This window comes from Nitrososphaera sp. (genome assembly GCF_050748925.1).
Classification (GTDB): domain Archaea; phylum Thermoproteota; class Nitrososphaeria; order Nitrososphaerales; family Nitrososphaeraceae; genus Nitrososphaera.
Window position 1 is genome coordinate 1 of record NZ_JBOGQF010000138.1, and the last position, 4441, is coordinate 4441.

General features: G+C 52.9%; 4 protein-coding genes. 3 read left to right on the plus strand and 1 reads right to left on the minus strand.

Annotated elements, in window-relative coordinates; genetic code table 11:
- Nucleotides 1–1499: DUF4114 domain-containing protein (locus ACREAY_RS10080; protein WP_431755646.1), on the minus strand; the 1499-nt coding region annotated here is incomplete at its 3' end.
- Nucleotides 1500–1699: 200 nt separating this feature from the next.
- Between ACREAY_RS10080 and ACREAY_RS10085 the strand changes: the two genes are divergently transcribed.
- The 3 genes from ACREAY_RS10085 (at nucleotide 1700) to ACREAY_RS10095 (ending at nucleotide 4304) form a co-directional block, all read left to right on the plus strand.
- Nucleotides 1700–2023, plus strand: a complete 324-nt coding sequence (locus ACREAY_RS10085; RefSeq protein ID WP_431755647.1) for a hypothetical protein — start codon at nucleotides 1700–1702, stop codon at nucleotides 2021–2023.
- Nucleotides 2024–2056: 33 nt separating this feature from the next.
- Nucleotides 2057–3298: a TIGR00300 family protein gene (locus tag ACREAY_RS10090; protein ID WP_431755648.1), complete on the plus strand. Its 1242-nt coding sequence runs from the start codon at nucleotides 2057–2059 to the stop codon at nucleotides 3296–3298.
- 139 nt (nucleotides 3299–3437) lie between these two features.
- On the plus strand, nucleotides 3438–4304 hold the full coding sequence (locus ACREAY_RS10095; RefSeq protein WP_431755649.1) for an SPFH domain-containing protein: 867 nt from the start codon (nucleotides 3438–3440) through the stop codon (nucleotides 4302–4304).
- Nucleotides 4305–4441 lie beyond the last annotated feature (137 nt).

Here is a 4441-nt window from a genome sequence, read left to right on the forward strand (position 1 = left end):
GCTAATGGCCCGGTTCCATCAGGATCGATCGGTGGAATACCGGGTATCTGGAATCGGTAGTTCATTATGCTCAGATAATTTGGCTCAAAGTTAGGTACGTCGCCATCACCTCCATGACGTAGATTGAAGTTATGTCCTAATTCGTGCATTATGGTCCCCGCCTGCTGCTGAACAGTTCCCACAGTCCTATCGTCTACGCCATCGCCGTCAAGGTCTGCCGGAGGAGAGTTTCCTACTGCTATAAGCTGCGCATCATCACCTGCAGCTGTTGTATTGCACACAAGGTCGGGTCCCGCAAAGATGCCTCTACTACCAGAAATGGCGATATCATCTCCACCAGGTGTTGTATCTAGCACGTTATTGCCTCCGGGAGCAATGCACCACGTATTCCAGTCACCTAGAGAGACGACGGTATCATTCCCTGGCAGCTCCGAACATCCAGAGCTTGTGGTACCGGGGGCGCGGCGATGAACAATCAAGTCATAGTAGTAAGCGAACCGGCGATCGTTTGTATTTCCAAAATTGGCAGGGTCTGATTTCACCGTATCAAAGTTGCCTATGCCCGAGGGTAATGGGCTCCCGCCGCACCCCATACTGGGAATATCCAAGAAATTTTGATGTGGAATTGCATTATCGACTCTGACACGTAAGTTGATACCGGGATTTCCATCGGGGTTTGTGACTGGTGCGTTAGCAAAGGCTTGAACGACAGCGTTAAATGCGGCAGCCTTTGGTCTATGACTATGAGTATCCCCTGCGGCGCAGTCACTTCCTGCGACGGTGCAGTCCATAAAATCTATTTCAAGGAAGACATCTTTGTGCATAGGGTTTGCCCCAAGCGCAGGGAGGTCTAGGTCAGTGGTTCCATCACCATTTGTGTCTATTCCAAACCGCTCCCAATCATCCCACAGCCCGTCACCATCAGTATCTACATCGATTCTTACCAACGCTATGAGATCATTAAAGTCCATATCGCCACCGTTGGGCAGGTCTTCCCAGGCTAGTTGAAAGATCCGACCCGGAAGCTCTGTAGAACGGATTGGCGTAGTTCTGACGTGATCAAAGCCGTCCGAATTCTGGGCGGGGTCGCTTGACCAGACGAATTCGCAATCGGCGTCAGAATCAGATTGGCCACAGAGACCAAAATTAAAGATAGTGCCTGTAGCGAAAGGCTGGATGCCAGTTGTAGAAGGGTCAGAATCGAGCTCAGCCCTGCAGCCGTGCTGTGACAACTTCTCGCTGACTACATGCAATCCGCCAAGTCCAGTAGCAGACTCTAGCTTACAACCACTACTTGCTATAGAGGCTGCAGGAGTGACTAAGGAGAGGGTATCACTGAATGTCGCTTCAGATGTAATAAGCTCAATGTTGACCCTTCCACCAGTCGTCAGAGTTAGGCTCGTTGCATTTGCCTCTCCACCATAAAAGAGGTGAAAGTCAAGTCCTAGAACCAGAATGATAAGCACAAGAATAGGAAATTTTACTCCGTGAAGCCACATTATGTGTCAGATATTTCCTTTTGATATAAACAATTTGAAAGAATAGTACTGAAAATCGTGCCATATTATAATTTTATCAAAGGATTACTGACGTGCTTGAATTAATTAGTCTGATTTCCTTGCAGCTAGAAAATAGTCATTTGTTTTTCAAGTAGAATTATTCATAAACGCTTTATGACGGGGGTTTTCATTTACTATTAATGCAGTATTTCACGGCTCTCAAGGTGGGCGAGAAAAGGGTCAAGGTCGCGCAGGACATGCTCACGAAATATACCGGCCACGCCATGCCGGCCCTCGCGCTCAAGGACAACAAGACCAACAGCTGGGAGCCGGTGGGAGAGGAGAACCTGTACGCCGTCGTAAAGGAAGAAAGCGGCTACATGATTGCGTTGTGCGACAAGAACGGCATTGCCAAGTCGCTCGCGCAGTGGTTTACAGAGGACACCAAAAACGAGATAGTCGCAAAAATAAAGAGCGAGCAGAACCTGCAGGAATATTTCGGCAAGCTGTCGCTGCCGATATAACTTTATTAGCTGAAATGGATTACGGTGACTGGCTTGGTATCCAGGTTCGAGCAGGAAATCGAGGTCAAGGGCCACCTCATCGACTCGATGATACTTACAAAGATTTTTGACCACATCATGGACCTGAAGGGCGACTTTCAGGTGCTAGAGTTTGTAGTCGGCAAGAAAAAAAGGGACGCAAGCCACGCCCGGCTGCTTGTGCGCGGCAAAGACGAGGAGCACCTTGAGCGCCTGCTTGAGGCGATATACAGGGAAGGCGCCCAGCCCGTGTCTGTGCAGGAGGCGCGCCTCGTGGCAGCCGCCAAGGACAACGTGATGCCGGACGACTTTTACAGCACCACCAACAACCCCACGCAGGTGTTCTACTCGGGCCTGTGGATAAACGTCCAGAACATGATGATGGACAAGTGCATCGTCGTCGACACCAGGAAAAAGAGCGCGGAATGCAAGATGATCCGCGATATTGCCAAGGGCGACATGGTCGTGGTTGGCGAGCGAGGGGTAAAGATAACGCCGCAGGAGCGACCCCGCGAAGGCGTCGACATTTTCCAGTTCATGTCCAGCAGCTCTTCAAGCGAGCGCCCCACGCAGCACATTGCGCGCAAGGTCGCGACCGACATTTACAATACGAAAAAGAGCGGCGGCAAGATAATCGTGGTCTCCGGGCCGGTGCTCGTGCACTCGGGCGCCTCTGAGGCGTTGGCGCGGCTGATAAGGATGGGCTATATCGACGGTCTGCTGGCGGGCAACGCGATAGCCGTCCACGACGTTGAAAACGCGCTGATGGGCACGTCGCTTGGGATGCACGTCAGCGACGGCACGCTTGCCGTGCGCGGCCACCGGAACCACATGCAGGCCATAAACGAGGTGTTCAAGGCCGGCGGCCTGAAGGCGATGGTCGACAAAAAGATACTAAAGAGCGGCGTCATGTACGAGTGCATAAAAAACGGCGTCCCATTCGTGTTGGCCGGCTCCATCCGCGACGACGGCCCCATACCTGATGTCGTCACCGACGTCGTAGAGGCGCAGCGCAAGTACAAGCACGTGCTGAAAGGCGCCAAGATGGTGCTGATGTTTTCCACCATGCTCCACTCTATAGCGGTCGGCAACATGCTTCCCTCCTCCGCCAAGGTGGTGGCAGTCGACATCAGCCAGCCGGTAGTCACGAAGCTGATAGACAGAGGCACTGCGCAGGCAGTAGGCATCGTCACCGACGTGGGCGCGTTTTTGCCAATCGTCGCTGACCACCTCGAAAAGATAGCAAGGCGAAAATAGTCTATAGAGATTACGTCTAAAATCCCTATATCTTTGATGATCTATATATCATAAAGATGTCAGCGAGGCCGTTTTTCAACATGGGTCTGGTCAGCCAGAAAGGTTCTAGCGCACACGTCATCGCGGGACTAGTAATATTTTGGTAGGCGCCGCCATAGGGTCTTCAGTAGGCAGCGACGCCGTCACGTACGCGCTCGTGGCGCTTGGGATTGCGGTGATAATCTCGGCGTTTCTCATGATAATAAAGCAGTACGAGCGCGCCGTGATCCTGAGACTGGGCAGGTACCACAGGCAGGTGGGCCAGGCCGTCCAGACGCGCCTCCCGTTTGTCGACAGCATACTCGTAGTCGACGTCAGGGAAAAGGTGCGCGAGTTCAACGCAGAGCGCATGCTGACAAAGGACAACGTGCCGGTGACAATAGACGCCATCCTTCGCTACAGGATAATAGAGGAGCGCGCCAAGGACTCGATACTCAACGTCGAGAACTTTAACGAGATGATCCAGCAGGTATCGCAGACGACTTTGCGCAACAACATCGGCTCGTCGGCCTTCCAGGACGTCCTGTCCAAGAGGGAGGAGATCAACCAGCACGTCAAGGGGATAATCGCAAGCGAGGCAAGCAACTGGGGCATCGAGGTGACCGGCGTCGAGATCCGGCAAGTGATAATCCCCCAAGAGCTCGAAGCGGCGATGTCGATGGAGGCCCAGGCAGAGAGGGAAAAGAACGCCCGCGTGAAATACGGCGAGTCAGAGGTGCAGGTGGCAAAGCAGTTTGAAGAGGCGTCAAGGGTGTATGCGGACAACCCCGTGGCCTACGCGCTCAGGCAGTCCAACATGCTGTACGAGTCGATAAAGATACAGGGCACCATTGTCATGGTGCCCTCAGAGTCGCTCAACTCGATGGGGTTTGGCAACCTTGCGCTGACGCAGGCGTATCTGGAAAACACAAAGGCCGCGGCGAAAAAGCAGGGGCAAAAGGCGCCGCCGGAAGCCGGTTCTGGGTGAAAATTGGAAGAAATCTTATACGTTCCTTTTGCCAAGCAATCCCATGAACGACAAGCTAACCCCGGAGCAGAAGGAGGTCTTCTTTAACAAGGGCACCGAGAGCCCGTTTTCCGGCGAGTACTGGGACTGCCACGACA